This window comes from Delftia sp., assembly GCF_059499305.1.
Genome location: NZ_JCABYI010000029.1, coordinates 1 through 15162 on the forward strand (window position 1 = coordinate 1; position 15162 = coordinate 15162).

At 68.3% G+C, this 15162-nt stretch carries 16 protein-coding genes; 6 read left to right on the forward strand and 10 right to left on the reverse strand.

The window, feature by feature from the left end; all coding sequences use genetic code 11:
• The first annotated feature begins 370 nt into the window (after positions 1-370).
• A complete protein-coding gene (locus AC5I49_RS16485; protein WP_343740244.1) occupies positions 371-757 on the forward strand; it encodes a hypothetical protein in 387 nt (128 codons plus the stop codon).
• Positions 758-963: 206 nt separating this feature from the next.
• Here AC5I49_RS16485 and AC5I49_RS16490 read toward each other — a convergent pair whose 3' ends face one another.
• Both AC5I49_RS16490 and AC5I49_RS16495 read right to left on the reverse strand, forming a co-directional pair.
• Entirely contained in the window at positions 964-1263 is a 300-nt protein-coding gene (locus AC5I49_RS16490) for a hypothetical protein (protein WP_074924420.1), read from the reverse strand.
• Complete coding sequence (locus tag AC5I49_RS16495; protein WP_046240533.1) at positions 1264-1848, reverse strand: DUF4124 domain-containing protein; 585 nt, start codon at positions 1846-1848, stop codon at positions 1264-1266.
• 238 nt (positions 1849-2086) lie between these two features.
• On the opposite strand from AC5I49_RS16495, the gene AC5I49_RS16500 reads away from it, so the two are divergent.
• From AC5I49_RS16500 to AC5I49_RS16510, 3 genes are all read left to right on the forward strand, one after another.
• Positions 2087-2401 carry an ArsR/SmtB family transcription factor gene (locus AC5I49_RS16500; protein WP_212646761.1) on the forward strand — a complete coding sequence of 105 codons (315 nt, stop codon included), beginning with the start codon at positions 2087-2089 and terminating at the stop codon, positions 2399-2401.
• Entirely contained in the window at positions 2398-2754 is a 357-nt protein-coding gene (locus AC5I49_RS16505) for an SRPBCC family protein (protein WP_495789625.1), read from the forward strand. The genes AC5I49_RS16500 and AC5I49_RS16505 overlap by 4 nt, the downstream gene beginning before the upstream one ends.
• 78 nt (positions 2755-2832) lie before the next feature.
• Positions 2833-3438 carry an ATP-dependent Clp protease proteolytic subunit gene (locus AC5I49_RS16510; RefSeq protein WP_034369490.1) on the forward strand — a complete coding sequence of 202 codons (606 nt, stop codon included), beginning with the start codon at positions 2833-2835 and terminating at the stop codon, positions 3436-3438.
• A 257-nt stretch (positions 3439-3695) separates the two neighbouring features.
• On the opposite strand, the gene AC5I49_RS16515 is transcribed toward AC5I49_RS16510, so the two are convergent.
• The 6 genes from AC5I49_RS16515 to AC5I49_RS16540 all read right to left on the reverse strand — a co-directional run bounded on the left by AC5I49_RS16515 (position 3696) and on the right by AC5I49_RS16540 (position 9990).
• Positions 3696-4661 carry a DNA/RNA non-specific endonuclease gene (locus AC5I49_RS16515; RefSeq protein ID WP_016450334.1) on the reverse strand — a complete coding sequence of 322 codons (966 nt, stop codon included), beginning with the start codon at positions 4659-4661 and terminating at the stop codon, positions 3696-3698.
• Between the two features lie 140 nt (positions 4662-4801).
• Positions 4802-6013: an MFS transporter gene (locus tag AC5I49_RS16520; RefSeq protein ID WP_495789626.1), complete on the reverse strand. Its 1212-nt coding sequence runs from the start codon at positions 6011-6013 to the stop codon at positions 4802-4804.
• A gap of 11 nt (positions 6014-6024) precedes the next feature.
• Positions 6025-6372 carry a DMT family protein gene (locus AC5I49_RS16525; protein ID WP_126313046.1) on the reverse strand — a complete coding sequence of 116 codons (348 nt, stop codon included), beginning with the start codon at positions 6370-6372 and terminating at the stop codon, positions 6025-6027.
• Between the two features lie 104 nt (positions 6373-6476).
• Positions 6477-7145, reverse strand: a complete 669-nt coding sequence (locus tag AC5I49_RS16530) for a hypothetical protein (protein ID WP_464182334.1) — start codon at positions 7143-7145, stop codon at positions 6477-6479.
• A 173-nt stretch (positions 7146-7318) separates the two neighbouring features.
• Positions 7319-8653, reverse strand: coding sequence for a sigma-54-dependent transcriptional regulator (locus tag AC5I49_RS16535; RefSeq protein ID WP_126313048.1), 1335 nt, complete (start codon positions 8651-8653; stop codon positions 7319-7321).
• Entirely contained in the window at positions 8638-9990 is a 1353-nt protein-coding gene (locus AC5I49_RS16540; protein ID WP_495789627.1) for a sensor histidine kinase, read from the reverse strand. The genes AC5I49_RS16535 and AC5I49_RS16540 overlap by 16 nt, the downstream gene beginning before the upstream one ends.
• A gap of 368 nt (positions 9991-10358) precedes the next feature.
• On the opposite strand from AC5I49_RS16540, the gene AC5I49_RS16545 reads away from it, so the two are divergent.
• Positions 10359-10913 (forward strand): hypothetical protein, encoded by a 555-nt coding sequence (locus AC5I49_RS16545; RefSeq protein ID WP_495789628.1) that lies wholly within the window; start codon positions 10359-10361, stop codon positions 10911-10913.
• Positions 10914-10928: 15 nt separating this feature from the next.
• Positions 10929-12371, forward strand: a complete 1443-nt coding sequence (locus AC5I49_RS16550) for an EAL domain-containing protein (RefSeq protein WP_495789629.1) — start codon at positions 10929-10931, stop codon at positions 12369-12371.
• A gap of 52 nt (positions 12372-12423) precedes the next feature.
• Here the strand turns inward: AC5I49_RS16550 and AC5I49_RS16555 are convergent, their stop codons facing one another.
• Both AC5I49_RS16555 and AC5I49_RS16560 read right to left on the reverse strand, forming a co-directional pair.
• Positions 12424-13698, reverse strand: a complete 1275-nt coding sequence (locus AC5I49_RS16555; RefSeq protein ID WP_203399850.1) for a glycosyltransferase — start codon at positions 13696-13698, stop codon at positions 12424-12426.
• A gap of 34 nt (positions 13699-13732) precedes the next feature.
• Positions 13733-15127 (reverse strand): sigma 54-interacting transcriptional regulator, encoded by a 1395-nt coding sequence (locus AC5I49_RS16560; RefSeq protein WP_016450343.1) that lies wholly within the window; start codon positions 15125-15127, stop codon positions 13733-13735.
• Positions 15128-15162: the final 35 nt, after the last annotated feature.

Genomic DNA, 15162 nt, shown 5'->3' on the forward strand with positions numbered 1-15162 from the left:
GGCAGCGGCGATCATCTGTGCACGCTTCGTGGATCGGTGGTGTTAGCCACTCTTAATCCTGCCAACATGCCGTCATCGGGGCTGCAGTTGGTTCGCCCCTGCCGCCCAGCCACCAACCCCAACACAGCTTTTTTCGCCTGCGCCCGACCGCCGCGAGCAAGCTTGCTCCACGCCAGGATCACCTCAGCAAGATCATCGTCCTCGCAGTAAAGGTAGGCAGTCGGCACTCCGAGGATTTGCGCAATCCGGTGAGACGTTTCCACGGGTGGCCGCCATCTTCGTATCCAAGCCGAAGACAACCATCCTGGCTTGCCTTCCGTTCTACGAATTCCGTAGAGACGCCCCTCGCCGATTCAACGAGCATCGCAGGATGCCTCATCATCCCGATCCTTCAACGGCTGCTTCTGGCGCGCCTCGGCTCGCCGACCTCGCCATCGACGCCGTCCTGCACATGGGCGCCGCGCTGGATGTGCTGGACCTGCACGCTCGCCACAAGGTCACGGCCATCAATTGCGTGTGCCGCGATCTGCTGCGCATCTACTACGTGAAGGCCGATCAGGCGCAGTCGCTGGAGCCGCAGGACAAGGAATTGCTGGGCCTGCTGCACGACACGGCGGTGAATCTGGGCTATGCCATCGAGGTGGTGGACCATCTGAATGGCGACGAGGCCGACGACCCCATACTCTATGCCGTGAGCTATCTGCTCAAGGCGGCCAAGCGGTTTGCGGATGAGGGCTTGTCTGCTGCGGTGTCGTGATGGGTGAGTGCGCGAACATGTTGCCTGCGCTTCACATGCAGGGAATCTGCGTGCGTTGGGAGGCTGCAGTTCGCCGGAGCCATGAATTCGTGCACTGTGGCGACGGAGTTTTGAACAGAGCCATGCTCGTCGCTGCAGGCTCGTACTGATTGGGCTTTTTTTTGGCGACGCTAGAGGCTTGGCGTTGGCAACCGTTCCCTATGCAGCTACGCCTTATGTCGGCGCAGAACGGCGAAGCTGCGATGCCGAATCCGTTGGGAAATGTGCTTGTTTTCAGATACCCGGGCCAGCGCTTGAAGCACATCAGCGTTCACTGGTGCACCTTGCTCCAGCCATTCGATGGCCAGGCCCGGCCAGTAGTCGGAGGCTTCGTAGCCCAGGCCGGCCAGGACGATTTCAACGGGCGATGCACTGCCTGAATAGGCTTGCAGCGGGTGCTCCAGATGCAAAAGCAGGATGCGCGTGTCCATTGGGTTGAATTTCAAAGTTTTGCTGCGGGGCTGCATTCATTGAATCCAGTTGCCACGCCTGGCATGAGTGCGCGTCCATCCGTCATCGATCTTGCCGCCGTTGATCTCGCAGGAAGCTGGCGTCTGCGTCGTGCCCTGCACTCTGGCTCCCGTGTGGTTTGTCATGGAAACGGGGGCGGCAATCACGAGGGTCACCACCCGGCGATCCTTGGTGGCGCTCAGGTACGTGGCGCCCGGGGGCAGGCCGGCCTTTTTCTGGTACCAGTCAAGACACATGCGCGCTTCTTCCTCCAGCATGGAGGAGGGCGATACAGCCTGTGGTGCGGGGGCTGACGCGGGCTTGGTGGCGGGCTCGGTCGGCATCGCATCCCGCAAAGGCCTGGAGGATGCAGGGGGCGGGTCCAGTTGCATGGGCTTGGCGGTGGTGCCTTGCGGGCAAGGGGCATCCTGGTACCAGGTTTTTCCATCGCTAAGGCATTTCATGACGGCTTGGGCATCGGGGGCCAGGCCGGCTGCTGCCCCCATCCACAGCAGGCTTTTCAGCAGTGCGGTCTTGTTTCGGGTTGGCTTGAGGGCAGTGCGGATTGCAGGATTGCCGCCGCCAATGGATGCATGGGCCATTGAGTCTCCAATGAAGTGAACTGGCTGCTGCGAGCCTTTGCCCTCGGTATTGCCGATGCGCTGCGGGGCTGGAAATGACGGGTTTCCTGACTCTTTTTCGGCCCCGTGCAGCGGTTATACGTCAGCCACTTCAACCCACCAATTCACCTGCCGAGCCAGACTTCCTTGAGCAGGCCTTGTCGGTGACGTTTGCCATGGGCCGCTTGCATTTGAAATAAGTGGTTGCTAAAGTGTCGCCATGCCCGAGAACGACATCTTCAAGGCCCTGGCCGACCCTACGCGCCGCTCCATCTTCGAGAAGCTGGCCGCTGGCAGCATGCATGCCAGCGCGCTGCGCGAGGGGATGGATATCAGCCAGTCGGCCATGTCCCAGCATCTGGCCGTGCTGCGCAATGCGGGGCTGGTGAGCGAGCAGCGGCAGGGGCGCTTCATGCATTACGAGGTCGATCCCGAAGGGCTGGCGCAGATTGCGGGCTGGCTGGCGAAGTACCGCGCCTACTGGCCGCAGCGCGTGGGTGCACTCAAGGGCCTGCTCAAGGACATGGACCAATGAACAAGATGAGCGATATGGACACCGACGATGCGGCCCGCGAGCTGGTGCAGGAGTACGCGCTGGACGCTCCGCCCGAGAAGGTCTGGCGCGCCCTGAGCATTCCCGAGCTGCGCGCGCACTGGCTGCCGGGCACCGAGCATGCCGAGCCTTTGCGGCAGGTGCCGCAGCAGGAACTGCGCCTGCGGCTGCGCGAGGTGGAGCCTCCCTTTCTTGAAAGCACGGTGGACCTGCAGATCAGCCCCGGCGCCGATGGCGGCACGCTGCTGCGCATCGTCCATGTGCTGACCGATGCGCGAGTACAGCCGGCCAGGGAGGCGGCCAACGACGGCGGCTTCCTGATGTACGCGACCTGAAACCCTGCCCGGGCAACGGGGCATGCGGCGCAGGGCTGCAGCCCTTTCTTTTTCACCACCACACACAGGAGTTCGCCCATGCGCGAATCGATGATGCTCGTCCCCATGGTTGTCGAACAGTCGGCGCGCGGAGAGCGGTCCTTCGACATCTACTCGCGCCTGCTGCGCGACCGCGTGATCTTTCTCAACGGCGAGGTCAACGACGCGGTCTCTGCCCTGGTCTGCGCGCAACTGCTGTTCCTGGAGGCGGAGAACCCGGACAAGCCCATTCACCTCTACATCAACTCGCCGGGCGGGGTGATCACCAGCGGGCTGGCCATGTACGACACCATGCAGTTCATCAAGTCACCCGTGCACACGCTGTGCATGGGCACGGCGCGCTCCATGGGCTCCTTCCTGCTCATGGCCGGCGAGCCCGGCCACCGCATGGCCCTGCCCAACGCCAGCCTGCACGTGCACCAGCCGCTGGGCGGCGTGCAGGGCCAGGCCTCCGACATCCGCATCCATGCCGAGGAAATGCTGCGCACCAAGGATCGCGTGACACGCCTGTACGCCCAGCACTGCGGCCGCAGCTACGAAGAGGTGGAACGCGACCTGGACCGCGACCGCTTCATGACCGCAGAAGAAGCCCGCGAATGGGGCCTGATAGACAAGGTTCTGGACCGGCGCACAGTAACCCTCTGAGCCGCAGCGCCAGCAGCGCGCAGCGCGCCACTTCTCCACCCCCCGCAACCGCCACGACGCAGGTTGCCCGCAGCGAAGCGGAGGGTCGCGGACATTCGGGTCGCCTTTGCTTTGCCTACTTTCCTTCGGCCGGCGTACCGGTGGCGAAACAAAGGAAAGTAGGTCGGCCGCCGGGCCGAGACCCGGCCTCGAAAAACAACCCCCCGGCAGGGTCAAAAACAGGACCCCCACCCCACGCCAGCAACCAGCGCGAAACGCTAACCCCGCCCCCTCATCACCCCCGCCAACAACGGCATCCCCGTCCTCCGAGTGAACTCCTCATAACTGATGGGCGCACTCATCCGCGTATCCGGGCTATTGGCCTGCCAGTGCGCCCAGGCACGCCCCGTGCTCGCGTCGTAGACCAGCTTGAAGATATGGCTGGGCACATGGACCTTGCCCGGCCCGATGGTCAGCGGCTGGCCGTCGAACACCGGCCCGGTGAAGACGTAGACATCGCCCTTGGCGCGCTGGGCGTAGCGGCGCGTGTCCTGCTCGACCTTGCTCCAGACGCCGCCGTTGTGGGTCTGGTCCTGGGGAACCATGTTGGCCAGGCTGAAGCTCTGGGCCATGGCCTCGGGCGAGTACATGTCGCCGGCCGGCGCCATGTGGCCGCGCGAGTAGCCGGAGCGGCGGTAGTCGTCCAGTTCGGCACGCTCGGCGCGGGGCAGGCGGGCATCGGCATAGAACTTGTCGCTGCGCTTGAGGCCCTGGCCCTGCTCCAGCAACTGGCGGTTCAGGCGCTCCACCACGAAGACGGGCGTCTTGGTCTGTCCGCTGTGCAGCACGGCGAAGGCGCTGAAGCACAGCTCGCGCTGAAGGGGCTGGACCTGCAGGGCAGGGGGCTCGCCACCGGGGAAGAAATCGCGGCAGTGCGAAAAGCCCGTGGCCAGGCTGCCGGCAGGCGGGCTGCCACCACCGGAGGCCGTGCCCGAACCTGTCTCCGGCTGCTTGCGCAGGTGCTCCAGCCCGGGGATGGGCAGGGTGGACAGCAGGGGCGGCTCGGGCAGCTTGGGATGCCAGTTCGGGTCCAGGCTGCAGCTGGCGATCTGGAAGGTGCCCGCTGCCGCCACCACGGCGGCGATCACGGAGCGCCACAGTCCGCTGCGGCCGGAGGCTTTCTTCTTGGAGGCGGGGGAGGAACTGCGCTTGCGCGCGGAAGGCTTCTTGTTCTTGACTGTCATTCGGGGGCGGCAGGCGCTGGCCGCAGGGAGGCAAGTCCGCAATGGCGCGGGTTCTGGTTCGGATCCTAGGAATTCTCCTATGTTTCCAGGCCTCCAAATGTGTCCAGGTGCTCCGAAAGCGAGCCGTGCGCTGCCGGTCCTCAGGCCTTGGGCTGGAGACGGGCCGTCCGGTGTTCGGACGGCGCGCCGAACCAGCACAGCGCCAGCGCCAGCACCGCGATGCCGCCCAGCGAAAGAAAGGCCGCATCAAAGCCGAAGCGCTGCGCGATCCAGCCCGCCAGTGCCGGGCTGGCGGCCGCGCCCAGGCCCTGCAGCGTCATCACGGCGCCCAGGCCTGCGTTGACGTGGCCGGTGCCGCGCAGCGTCTGCGCGACCAGGCCCGGCAGGGCAACGCCCAGCAGCCCGGCGCCCACGCCGTCCAGCACCTGCACGGGGATCAGCGCCCAGTCGGAGTCCCAGGTGGCGGCGACCAGGCCGCGCAGCGGCAGCGACAGCAGGGCCGCCTTGACCAGCAGCCAGTAGCCGCTGCGCTGGGCGTGGCGCCCGGCGAGCAGGGCCATGGGGATCATGACCAGTTGCGCCACGATGATGGTCAGCGCCGTGAAGCCGCTGGGGTTGGCATGGCCGCGCGCCACGGCGGCCTGGCCCAGCAGCGGCAGCATGGCGGCATTGCCCAGGTGGAACAGCAGCATGGCCACGGCCAGCACCCGCAGCGCCGGCGTGCCCGTGAGCACGTGCATTAGGCCGGGTGCGCAAGGCCCGGCCTGCTCTGGGTGCGGCGTGCCTTGCGGGGTTTCATCCAGCCGCATCAGCGCCAGGCAGGCCAGCGAGGCGCAGCCCATCAGGGCCATGAGCACGAAGACGGAAGGCAGTCCCCAGCGCAGGCCCATGGCCCCCGCCAGTGCGGCCGTGGCCACGTTGCCGGCGTGGTTCCAGGCTTCGTTGATGCCCAGTTGCCGGGGCAGGTCCGCATGGCCGGTGATCTGCAGCGTGATGCCCAGCAGGCAGGGGGCGATCAAGGCCGCGACCACGCCGGTGATGACCTGCGATGCCGCCGTCACGGCCAGCGATGGTGCGGTCCAGATGGCCAGGTTGCCCGCCAGCAGCAGGGCGATGGCCGCTGCCAGCAGCCTGCGCTTGCGGCGCGAGGCATCGACCAGCGCGCCCAGCGGCGTGGTGGCCAGCATGCCCGTGATGCCGCCCAGGGCCATGACGTAGCCGATGTCGTCCAGCCGCCAGCCCTGGGCGAGCAGGAAGATGCCCAGGAAGGGGCCCAGGCCGTCGCGCACATCGGCCAGGAAGAAGTGGAGCCCCGGCAGCCAGCGCCGCGCATGGTGGTGTGTGCGGTGCATGGCGGCTTCCTTTAGCGCAAGGGGCCCTTGAACACGAAGAAGGCGCCCAGGCAGATGAAGCCGAAGCCCACCAGGTGGTTGAGGGTGAGCTTCTCGCCCAGGTAGAGCACGGAGAAGACGGCGAACACCACCAGCGTGATCACCTCCTGGATGGTCTTGAGCTCGGCCGCGCTGTAGACCTCATGGCCGAGCCGGTTGGCAGGCACGGCGAAGCAGTACTCGGCCAGCGCGATCAACCAGCTCACCAGGATGACGAGGTACAGCGGCCGGTTCTCGAACTTCAGGTGCCCGTACCAGGCGAAGGTCATGAAGATGTTGGAGATCAGCAGCAGCAGGACGGGGGCGATCTTGGGCGACATGGCGGGTTCGGTGAAAGCGGGAGAGCAGGGCAGCAGGGAAGCAGGAAAGCAGGAAACCAGGAAGGGGCAGGAACCCGCCCGGCCCCGGGGGCCGGGCGGTGGCGTCAGCGCGCGCGGTCGTACAGCGGCTGCAGGTCCGACAGGCTGGCACCCATGCTGATGGCCTCCAGCGAGGTGCCGTGCGCGTTGCGCGTGCCCAGGCCCGAGGCGGCAAGAAGCTGGCCCTGCTGCAACGGCTGCTGCAGCGCATGGGGGGCAAAGCGCACGATGGCGCCGTCGGACAGGATGACGCCGTTGGCATCGCCGCGCGGGCCGGTGAGAACGGCCTCGATGCGGCCCTGGGCCTGCTGCGTCTGCAGTCCGGCCATGCGCAGGTGCGGGGGCATGGGGCGGGCGCGGCCGGGCTCCGGTGGCTGTTCATACACGGTCTGGCCGGTGGCGGTGTTCACGATGGCGTCGGCCTTGACCGCACCACCGGCCTCGCTGCGGCCGATGATGCGCACCGTGTCGCCCACCTTCACGGCGGTCGTCAGCGCATCGGCCATGTGGGGCGGGAACCGGACCACCGTGCCATCGGTCAGGCGCAGCCCGTCCACTTCCCCGTAAGGGTTGGTGAGCAGCCGGGCGACTGGGCTCTCGAGCACGGCCTGCGCGTGCGGCATGGCCGCGTGGGGCGCGCCAGGGCCGTGGGCAGGCAGGGGCGGGGCGGCATGCGCGTTCAGTGCGCTGGCACCCAGCCACAGGGCGGCGGAAGAAAGGGTGAGACGGGTCATGATGGCTCCTGGGTTGGCGATGGACATGCACAGTCCAATGCAAGCGCCATGCCATCCGGAAACCTCATGAAATCAAGGGCTTGCGGTCGCTGATGCGGGCCATGTGTCCGAGATGGCGACAGGGGGTGTCACCCATCCGGACACCGCAGGCGGCGCCTGTGCCCGCTGCTGCCTCAACCCAGGCCGAACTCCGCGAGCTTGCGGTACAGCTGCTGGCGCGACAGGCCCAGGCGGCGTGCGGCCTCGGCACGGTTGCCCATGGTTGCGGCCAGGGCGCGCGTGACCATTTCACGTTCCAGCTGGGCGACGGCGGGGGCCAGCGGCCCGTTCCAGTCGATGGCGGGGCCGTTCGCCGCCGCAGGCTGCAGGCCGATGTGCTCGGGCCCGATGACCGGCCCGGGGCACAGCAGGGCCGCGCGCTCCATGGCGTTGCGCAGCTCGCGCACATTGCCGGGCCAGTCGTGGGCCAGCAGCAGGCGCGCGGCGTCGGCACCCAGGCGCTTGGGCGAGGCGCCGCCGCCTTGGCGCAGGAAATGCTCGGCCAGCAGCAGCACGTCGCCCAGGCGCTCGCGCAGCGGCGGCAGGTGCACGGGCACGACCTGGAGCCGGTACCAGAGATCCTCGCGAAAGCGCCCCTGCCTGACGGCGTCCGGCAGGTCGCGGTGCGTGGCCGCGATGATGCGCACGTTCACGGGCAGCGCCCGGCTGGCGCCCACGGGCGTGATCTCGCGCTCCTGCAGCGCCCGGAGGATCTTGGCCTGCGTGGGCAGCGGCATGTCGCCCACTTCATCGAGGAACAGCGTGCCGCCCTGCGCCTCGCGAAAGCGCCCGGCGCGGTCGCTGACGGCGCCCGTGAAGGCGCCCTTCACATGGCCGAAGAGTTCGCTTTCCATCAGGTCTGCCGGAATGGCAGCGCAGTTGACGGCCACGAAGGGGCGTTCCGCCCGGACGCTGTTGCGGTGCAGGGCGCGTGCCACCAGTTCCTTGCCCGTGCCGGTCTCGCCCAGCACCAGCACGGTGGCGTCGCTGTCCGCCGCCAGGCCGATGCGCTTGAAGACCTGCCGCATGGCCTCGCTGCCGCTGACCAGTTCACCATCGTCATGCATCTGCGGCTGGCCGGCTTGGCCGTCCCCGCAGTCCTGGGCCGGCCCTGCGCCTTGCAGCGCGCGGTCCAGGGCCTCAACCAGGGCGGTGCGGGCGATGGGTTTGGTCAGGTGGTCGAAGGCGCCCAGGCGCATGGCCTCGATGGTGTTGCCGCCGCTGGCGTAGGCCGTGAGCATGATGCAGGGCGCCCGCGAGAGGCCGCGGGCCTTGCGCAGGAAGGCCAGGCCGTCCTCGCCCGGCATGCGCAGGTCCACGATGGCCGCATCCACGGACCCAGCCTGCAGGATCTGCAGCCCCGCCGCCACGGTCGGGGCCTGGCTGACCCCATGGCCCAGGTCTCCGAGCATCTCGGCCAGGCTTTCACGGAAGGCCGTGTCGTCGTCCACGATCAGGATGCGGGCCATGGAAATTCCATTTCTATGCGGGTGCCTTGTGCAGTCTTGCCTTGTTCAGTCTTGGCCAGGGCGATCCGGCCGCCGTGGGCCTGGACGATTTCGCGCACCAGCGCCAATCCCAGCCCGGTGCCGCCGGGGCGTGCGGTGGTGAAGGGCTCGAACAGCGTGTCGCGCAGTTCGGCCGCGATGCCGGTGCCGTCATCGGCAATCCACAGCCGCAGGCAGCCTTTGGCGTCCCGGTCCGCGCCCAGTTCCACCCGGCCGCCGTCCGCCGTGTGCGCCAGGGCGTTGAGCAGCAGATTGTCCAGCGCGCGGGCCATCTGTGCGGGGTCCAGCAGCGGGCGGCGCCCTTCCCGCAGGTCCCGGGCAAGGCCGGCGGACACCGCCGTTGCCAGCTGCACGCCGCTGGCCTGGGCCATTTCTGCATGGGCCTGGAGCCTTTCGTCCAGCAGCTGCTGCAGGTCCACGGGCTCCGGGTGCACGCGAAAGGGCTGGGTCAAGGCCAGCAGGCTCGATACCAGGTCTTCCAGGCGCGCGGTCTGTGCCAGCACGGCCTCCAGGGCGCCCTGGCTGCGGGCCTGCCGCAGTGGCTCGGGCGCGGCCAGGGCGTTCTCGGCCTTCATGCGCATGGTGCCCAGCGGGTTGCGGATCTCGTGCGCCAGGCCGGCCGACAGCCGGCCCAGGGTGGCCAGCCGTTCGGCGCCGAGCAGTTGCTGCTCCATCTGTGCCGACTGCCGCTGCCAGCGCCGCAGCATTCTGCCCAGCCACAGGCCCGAGACCAGGACCATGCCCAGCAGCAGGCTGACGGCAAGGATGAGGGGGTTGACCACGTCGGCGCTGATCAGGGGGACGCGCATCAGCGTCCAGGCCACCAGGGCGGGCGCATCGGCCTGGGCCGGGCAGGCGGCAAAGACCACCGCCTCGCGCAGGCCGGGGCGCAGGTCGGTCACCAGCCCGGCGCTGTCCCGTGCGCGCTGGGCGGTGGAGGCGATGCGCTCCATCTCCGCACTGGGCGCATCGCGCTTGATGCCCGAGCCGTCATAGGTGGGAAACGCATAGGCCACCACGCCGGGGCCCTCGCGCCAGAAGCCGCCCTCCATGCCGGGGCGCTCGCGCAGCGCCAGGTCCAGCACGGCCTGCGCGGCGGACCGGGCCTGGGCAGATGGCGTATCTGCCGTCAGCCCCGCCAGCCCCATGCGCGCGGCCCCGGCCTGCAGCGCGCTGCAGCTGACGCCTGCGGCGTCGCGGGCGCGGGCAATCTGCGGTTCGGAGCCCTGCCGGGTCAACAGCAACAGCAGCCACGCCAGCACCAGGGCGACGGCCGAGATGGTGAGCCAGAGGATCACCAGATCCCGTTGTATGGACTTTTGCGGGGACAGGGCCGGCTCCTGAAGTGATGCGCTGGAACATACACCGAAAGGGGGGCCGCGCCTGGCAGCCAGGGCAGCGTCGTCCTGCGCGGCCGCCGTGAAAGTAACGCCGTGGCGTGCCGGCGTTACGTGACATCGCCCGTAACGCTGCGGGGTGACACGGTGGTGGCTGTGCTTGGGTGCCCAAATAAATCAATAGGTTACAGATGGCTTGGCGTTGGATGAAGACGTCCAGGCCCATGGCACGCTTGTTGCAACAGGATGCAAAAAGCTTGTCGCAGTGTCTGGAAAACCGTGTGCTGCGCCGGCCGCCCCATTGATCGCTGTCTTTCGGAGGAGAAACCATGGCCGCTGTCTCGTTGTCGTTTGCAGGCATGCCCCTGCCGCGACTGCGCGCCTACCCGGAAAGGGCGCGCAGCAAGCCGTTGAACGTACCCGCGTCGTTTGCGTCTGCCGCCGTGCCGCGCGCCGCTGCGCGCGAGGCGGGCGACGGAAGCCCCCATGCGCAGGTGGCGCAGGCGGCGCCGGTGGCGCTGCTCACGCGGGTGAGCGAGGGCGTGCGCATCGTGCGGCGCAGCGATGTGATCGTGGCGCAGGCCGGCGCCTTGCTGCAGCAGGGCGACCGGGTCATCGTGCCGCAGCAGGGCAGCGCGCAGGCGGTGTTCCAGGAGCAGGACGGGCAGGCGCTGCTGGGCAGCTTTGCCGGCGGAACGGATGCCACGCTGGCGTATTTCAGCCGCAAGGCGGATGCCTGCTCGGTGGTCTTTGACCTGGTGGCCGGCCATGTGGACCTGGCGCTGTCGGCCGTGGATGCCGGCATGCTCGGCGGCGGGCCGGCCGGCCGGGGGCGCAGGGCGATCGGATTTCACTGCTATTCACAACCCATTGCAGGCCGTTGAACGAAGGCGCTCACCATGCACGACATCATCGAACCCTCGCACAGCGACATGCCCCTGGATCTGGCCATCTGGCTGCCGCCCCTGCAGGCCTGGCGCAGCGTCTATGGCAACGGTTTCTGCGACGAGGCCATGCAGGCCTGCATGGACCGGCTCAAGGGCCTGGGCATCGATGCCCAATCGCTGGAGCGCGCGGGCGATACGCTGCTGGTTCGCGGGTTCGACCCCCGCACGCTGGCCGACACGGTGCTGCCCGGCCATCATGCCCGGCATGGCTGGATGCATGCGCTGGAGTCCGCCCTGGTGAGCGAGCCCGTGGTGCACGGCTCGCGCCAGGCCTATCTGCGGGCCGAGGTGCAGGCGCTGGGCTGCGTCTCCTTCGCGGGGCTGCACGAGATACGCGGCAAGGGCCACGCCACGGCGGGCGGCCAGGACATGGCGGTGCGCAGAATGCCCGCCAGGCTCATCAAGGGCTACCAGGCCGACATGCAGCTGGCGGGCCGCCTGCTGGACGATCTGCGGCTGGGCCATCTGGCGCTGGCATTCCAGCCCGTGACGCTGCTGGAGCCCGGGGGCATGGCAGGGGGAGGCAGTGGGACCGGCACGGGCCGCACGCTCTACCACGAGTGCCTGTTGCGCCGCCGCGTGTTCTCTGCCTACGACAACTATGCCGTGCCCCATGCCATCGAGGCGCTGGAGCGGCTGGGCCTGGCCGCGCGGCTGGACCGCAGCGTGCTGTGGTCGGTGATAGGGGCGCTGGAGATGAAGACCGGCCACAGCCTGGGCTGCAATCTGTCGGCCGCCTCGTTCTGCGACGAGGCCTGGTGGGAAGGCGTGTTCGACTATCTGGAGGAGCGGCCCGAGATCGCCCAGCGCCTGGTGCTGGAGATCACCGAGACCGGTGTCTTCCCCTGCGAGAAGGCCGCGCTGGGCCTGGTGCGGCACCTGCAGATCCTGGGCGTGCGCGTGGCGCTGGACGATATCGTTCCCCGGCGCGGCGGCCTGGACATCCTGGGCAAGCTGCGCGCCAACATCGTCAAGATCGACAAGTCCGTGCTGGACCAGAGCCTGCAGGCCCGGCCGTCGGCCCGGATGCTGCAGGGCCTGATCAGCCTGTGCGCCGACCGCGGCGCCTGCGTGATCGTGGAAGGCGTGGAGTCCGCCCAGGGCATGGAGGCCGTGGCGCTTGCGGGGGCGCATGGCGTGCAGGGGTTTTTCATAGCCCGGCCATCGCTGCATGGGCTGCTCGACCAGGTGGTGTGCGTTGCCGATGTGCTGGAGGTGCTGCAGGCGTCCGAGGCGCAGGAGGGCGACGCGCTGGACATGGCACTGAGCATGGCCCTGAGCTGGAGTGGCATGGACCGTGTGCCGGCTCTTTCGGCTGCCGACGGCGGGACTGGCGGGGCCGTCGGGGCTGTCGGGACTGTCGGGGCCCCTGCATCGGCGCTGTCCGCCGCCTAGGCGCGCAAGGGCCCGCACCTGAACGCAGGCCGAGCCCGGCCCGCATTGCACCTTACTCCAGCATCAGCGGGCTCGCCTTGCGCCGCGCCATGGCCAGGCGGAACAGGTCCATGAAGCGCGGTGCCACGTTGGAGATGTGAAAGCGCTTGCCCGTCTCGCGCGCGGCCCGGCTGTAGCGCTGGCGCCGGGCCGGGTCGTCGCGCAGCTGGCGGATGGCGCCGATCCAGGCGTCGTCGCTGTCGGGCAGCAGCAGGCCGTTGACGTCGTTTTGCACCAGCTCCGGCACAAAGCCCCAGTTCGATCCGATCACGCAGCCGCCGCGCGCCAGGATCTCCATCAATCCCCAGTTGGCCACGCCGTAGCGCAGCGGGTAGAGGAACAGGTCCACCGAGGCCAGGGTGCGCGCGAACTCGTCGTACGGTAGCTTGCCCGGGAACTCCACCACCTGTGCGGCCGGGTGGATCTGCAGCAGATGGTCGCGGAAACTGGCCACCTTGCCCTGGTAGCGGCGCTCCACCCATTGCTGTTCGTAACCATAGGTCACGGCCGTGGGGTCGCCCAGGGCGATGAAGCGCATCTGCTGGCCATCGCCCTCGCGCACCAGGCGGTCGACCAGGCGCATGAAGGTCTCGAAGCCCTTGGAGCTGGACAGGTCGCGCGATGAGAAGGCCACGGTGAAGCGCGCGTCCTGGCGCGGCACCGGCTCGGCCTGCTCGTCAGGGGCCTGGATGTCGAAGCCCTCGAACTGCACGGCCACGCGCTCCTGCAGCAGCGGCGGGAACAGCGAGCGCGCATGGGCGCTGGGCGCGATGGTCAGGTCGCTGCACAGCACCTGGTGGTAGTGCAGCATTTCCATGTTGCGGTCGGCCAGGCGCTGGGACAGGTCGGGCGGGTAGTCGGGCTCGTTGCCGTGCACGCGGTAGCTGGGGAATTCGATGTAGCTGACGATGGCGGCATCGATCTCGCCGTACAGCAGGTTGGGCGCGGCCCACAGCGAGTGGGCGACCACCACGTCGATGCGCTTGCCCTTTTCCTTCTCGAAGGCCTGCAGGCCCTGCAGCAGGCCGCGGCCTATGCGCGCCGAGCGCTCCACCTTGCTGGAGTAGTAGTAGCTTTGCGGGCCGACGATGTCGCCATCGGGCCGGAACGACAGCAGGTGGTCGCACTGGCTGGCGTAGTTCTCGGCATGGCCGGGCATGGTCATGAACCAGCTGTCGGCCGCGCCGCTGGCGCGAAGGTGGCTGCACAGCAGGCTGTACTGGCTGGGGTAGACGGCGCTGACGAAGATGATGACCGGCTTGTCCTGCATGTTCGTGGAGGTCTCCATGGCGTGGGGGGATGGGATGTGTCGGAGGGCGTGCTCAGCCCGGCACGGGCACTTCGGGCTCGCCGTCGCTGATCTGGTACTTGCGCATCTTTTCCCAGAGCACCTTGCGGCTGATGCCCAGGTGCTGGGCCGTGTTCTGGCGCTTCCAGTCATTGGTGTTGAGCGCCGCGATGATGCGGTTGCGCTCGTCCATGTCCCAGTTGCTGCGGTCGGCCAGCAGGGGCTCGGCGGCGCCGGCGTCCGGCGGGAAGGTGGTGGCCGACAGGGCCTGGGCGTGCTGCAGGATGCGCTGCGTGGCGCCGTCGGCGTTCCAGTCGCGCGTCTGGCGGGCGGCCACGCCGATGCGCTCGGCCAGGTTGCGCAGCTCGCGCACATTGCCGGGGAAGTACATCTGGGCCACGGCGTCGAGGATGAAGAAGGGCGGCTCGCCCAGCTCCTTCATCGTGGCCTCGCCCACCACCTTGTGCAGGATGGCGTGGAAGATGGCCAGCTTGTCGGCCTCGCCGCGCTCCTCCAGGCTGGGGATCTGCAGCTCGATCACGGCCAGGCGGAAGAACAGGTCGGCGCGAAAGCGTCCCTCGCGCACCAGCCCGCGCAGCGGCTTGTTGGTGGCCGCCACCAGCCGGAAATCCAGCCTCACGGCGGCGGCCGACCCCAGCCGCGTGATGGCGCGCTCTTCCAGCACGCGCAGCAGCTTGACCTGCTGGTACAGCGGCAGGTCCGCGATCTCGTCCAGGAACAGCGTGCCGCCGTTGGCCTGCTCCAGATAGCCCTTGTGGGCATTGACCGCGCCCGTGAACGAGCCCTTGGCGTGGCCGAAGAACAGGGACTCGAACAGCCCGTCCGGGATGGCGCCGCAGTTGACCACCACGAAGGGGCCCTGGCCGTAGCGGTTGTTGCGCTCGTGCAGCCGCTCGGCAATGCGCTCCTTGCCCACGCCGGTCTCGCCGATGATGAGCACGCTGTGCTCGCAGTCGGCAAAGGTGTCCACGTCGCGCAGCAGGCGCTGCATGCAGTCGGCCACGGCGATGATGTCCTCCGAGCGCTGCACCTGGCGCTGGTTGCTCTGCATGCGCCGCAGTATGCGCACCAGCATGGCCCGCAGCTCGGCCCCCGTGAAGTCGAAGGGCAGCACATGCGAGTACTCCATGGCATAGGTGCCGGCGTTGGCGTCGCGCTGCTTGGCGCTGACCCACAGCACGGGCATGCCGAAGGTGCCCTCCACGCCCTGGCGCGTGAAGCGCGCGCCCTCCAGCACCGAGACGCTGACCACGGCGATCGCATTGCCCAGCTCGCTGGTGTCGGCGGGCAGGGTCAGCCCGTCGGCGCGCACCACGTCCACGCCCAGGTTGAGCACGCAGCGCTCCACCCGCTCGGCGATGTCGGCCTGTCCTTCCCACACATAGATGACCAGCTCGTCCAGATTCACCTGAGTCTCGCTTTTTGGTTGTTTCAAAGATTGAA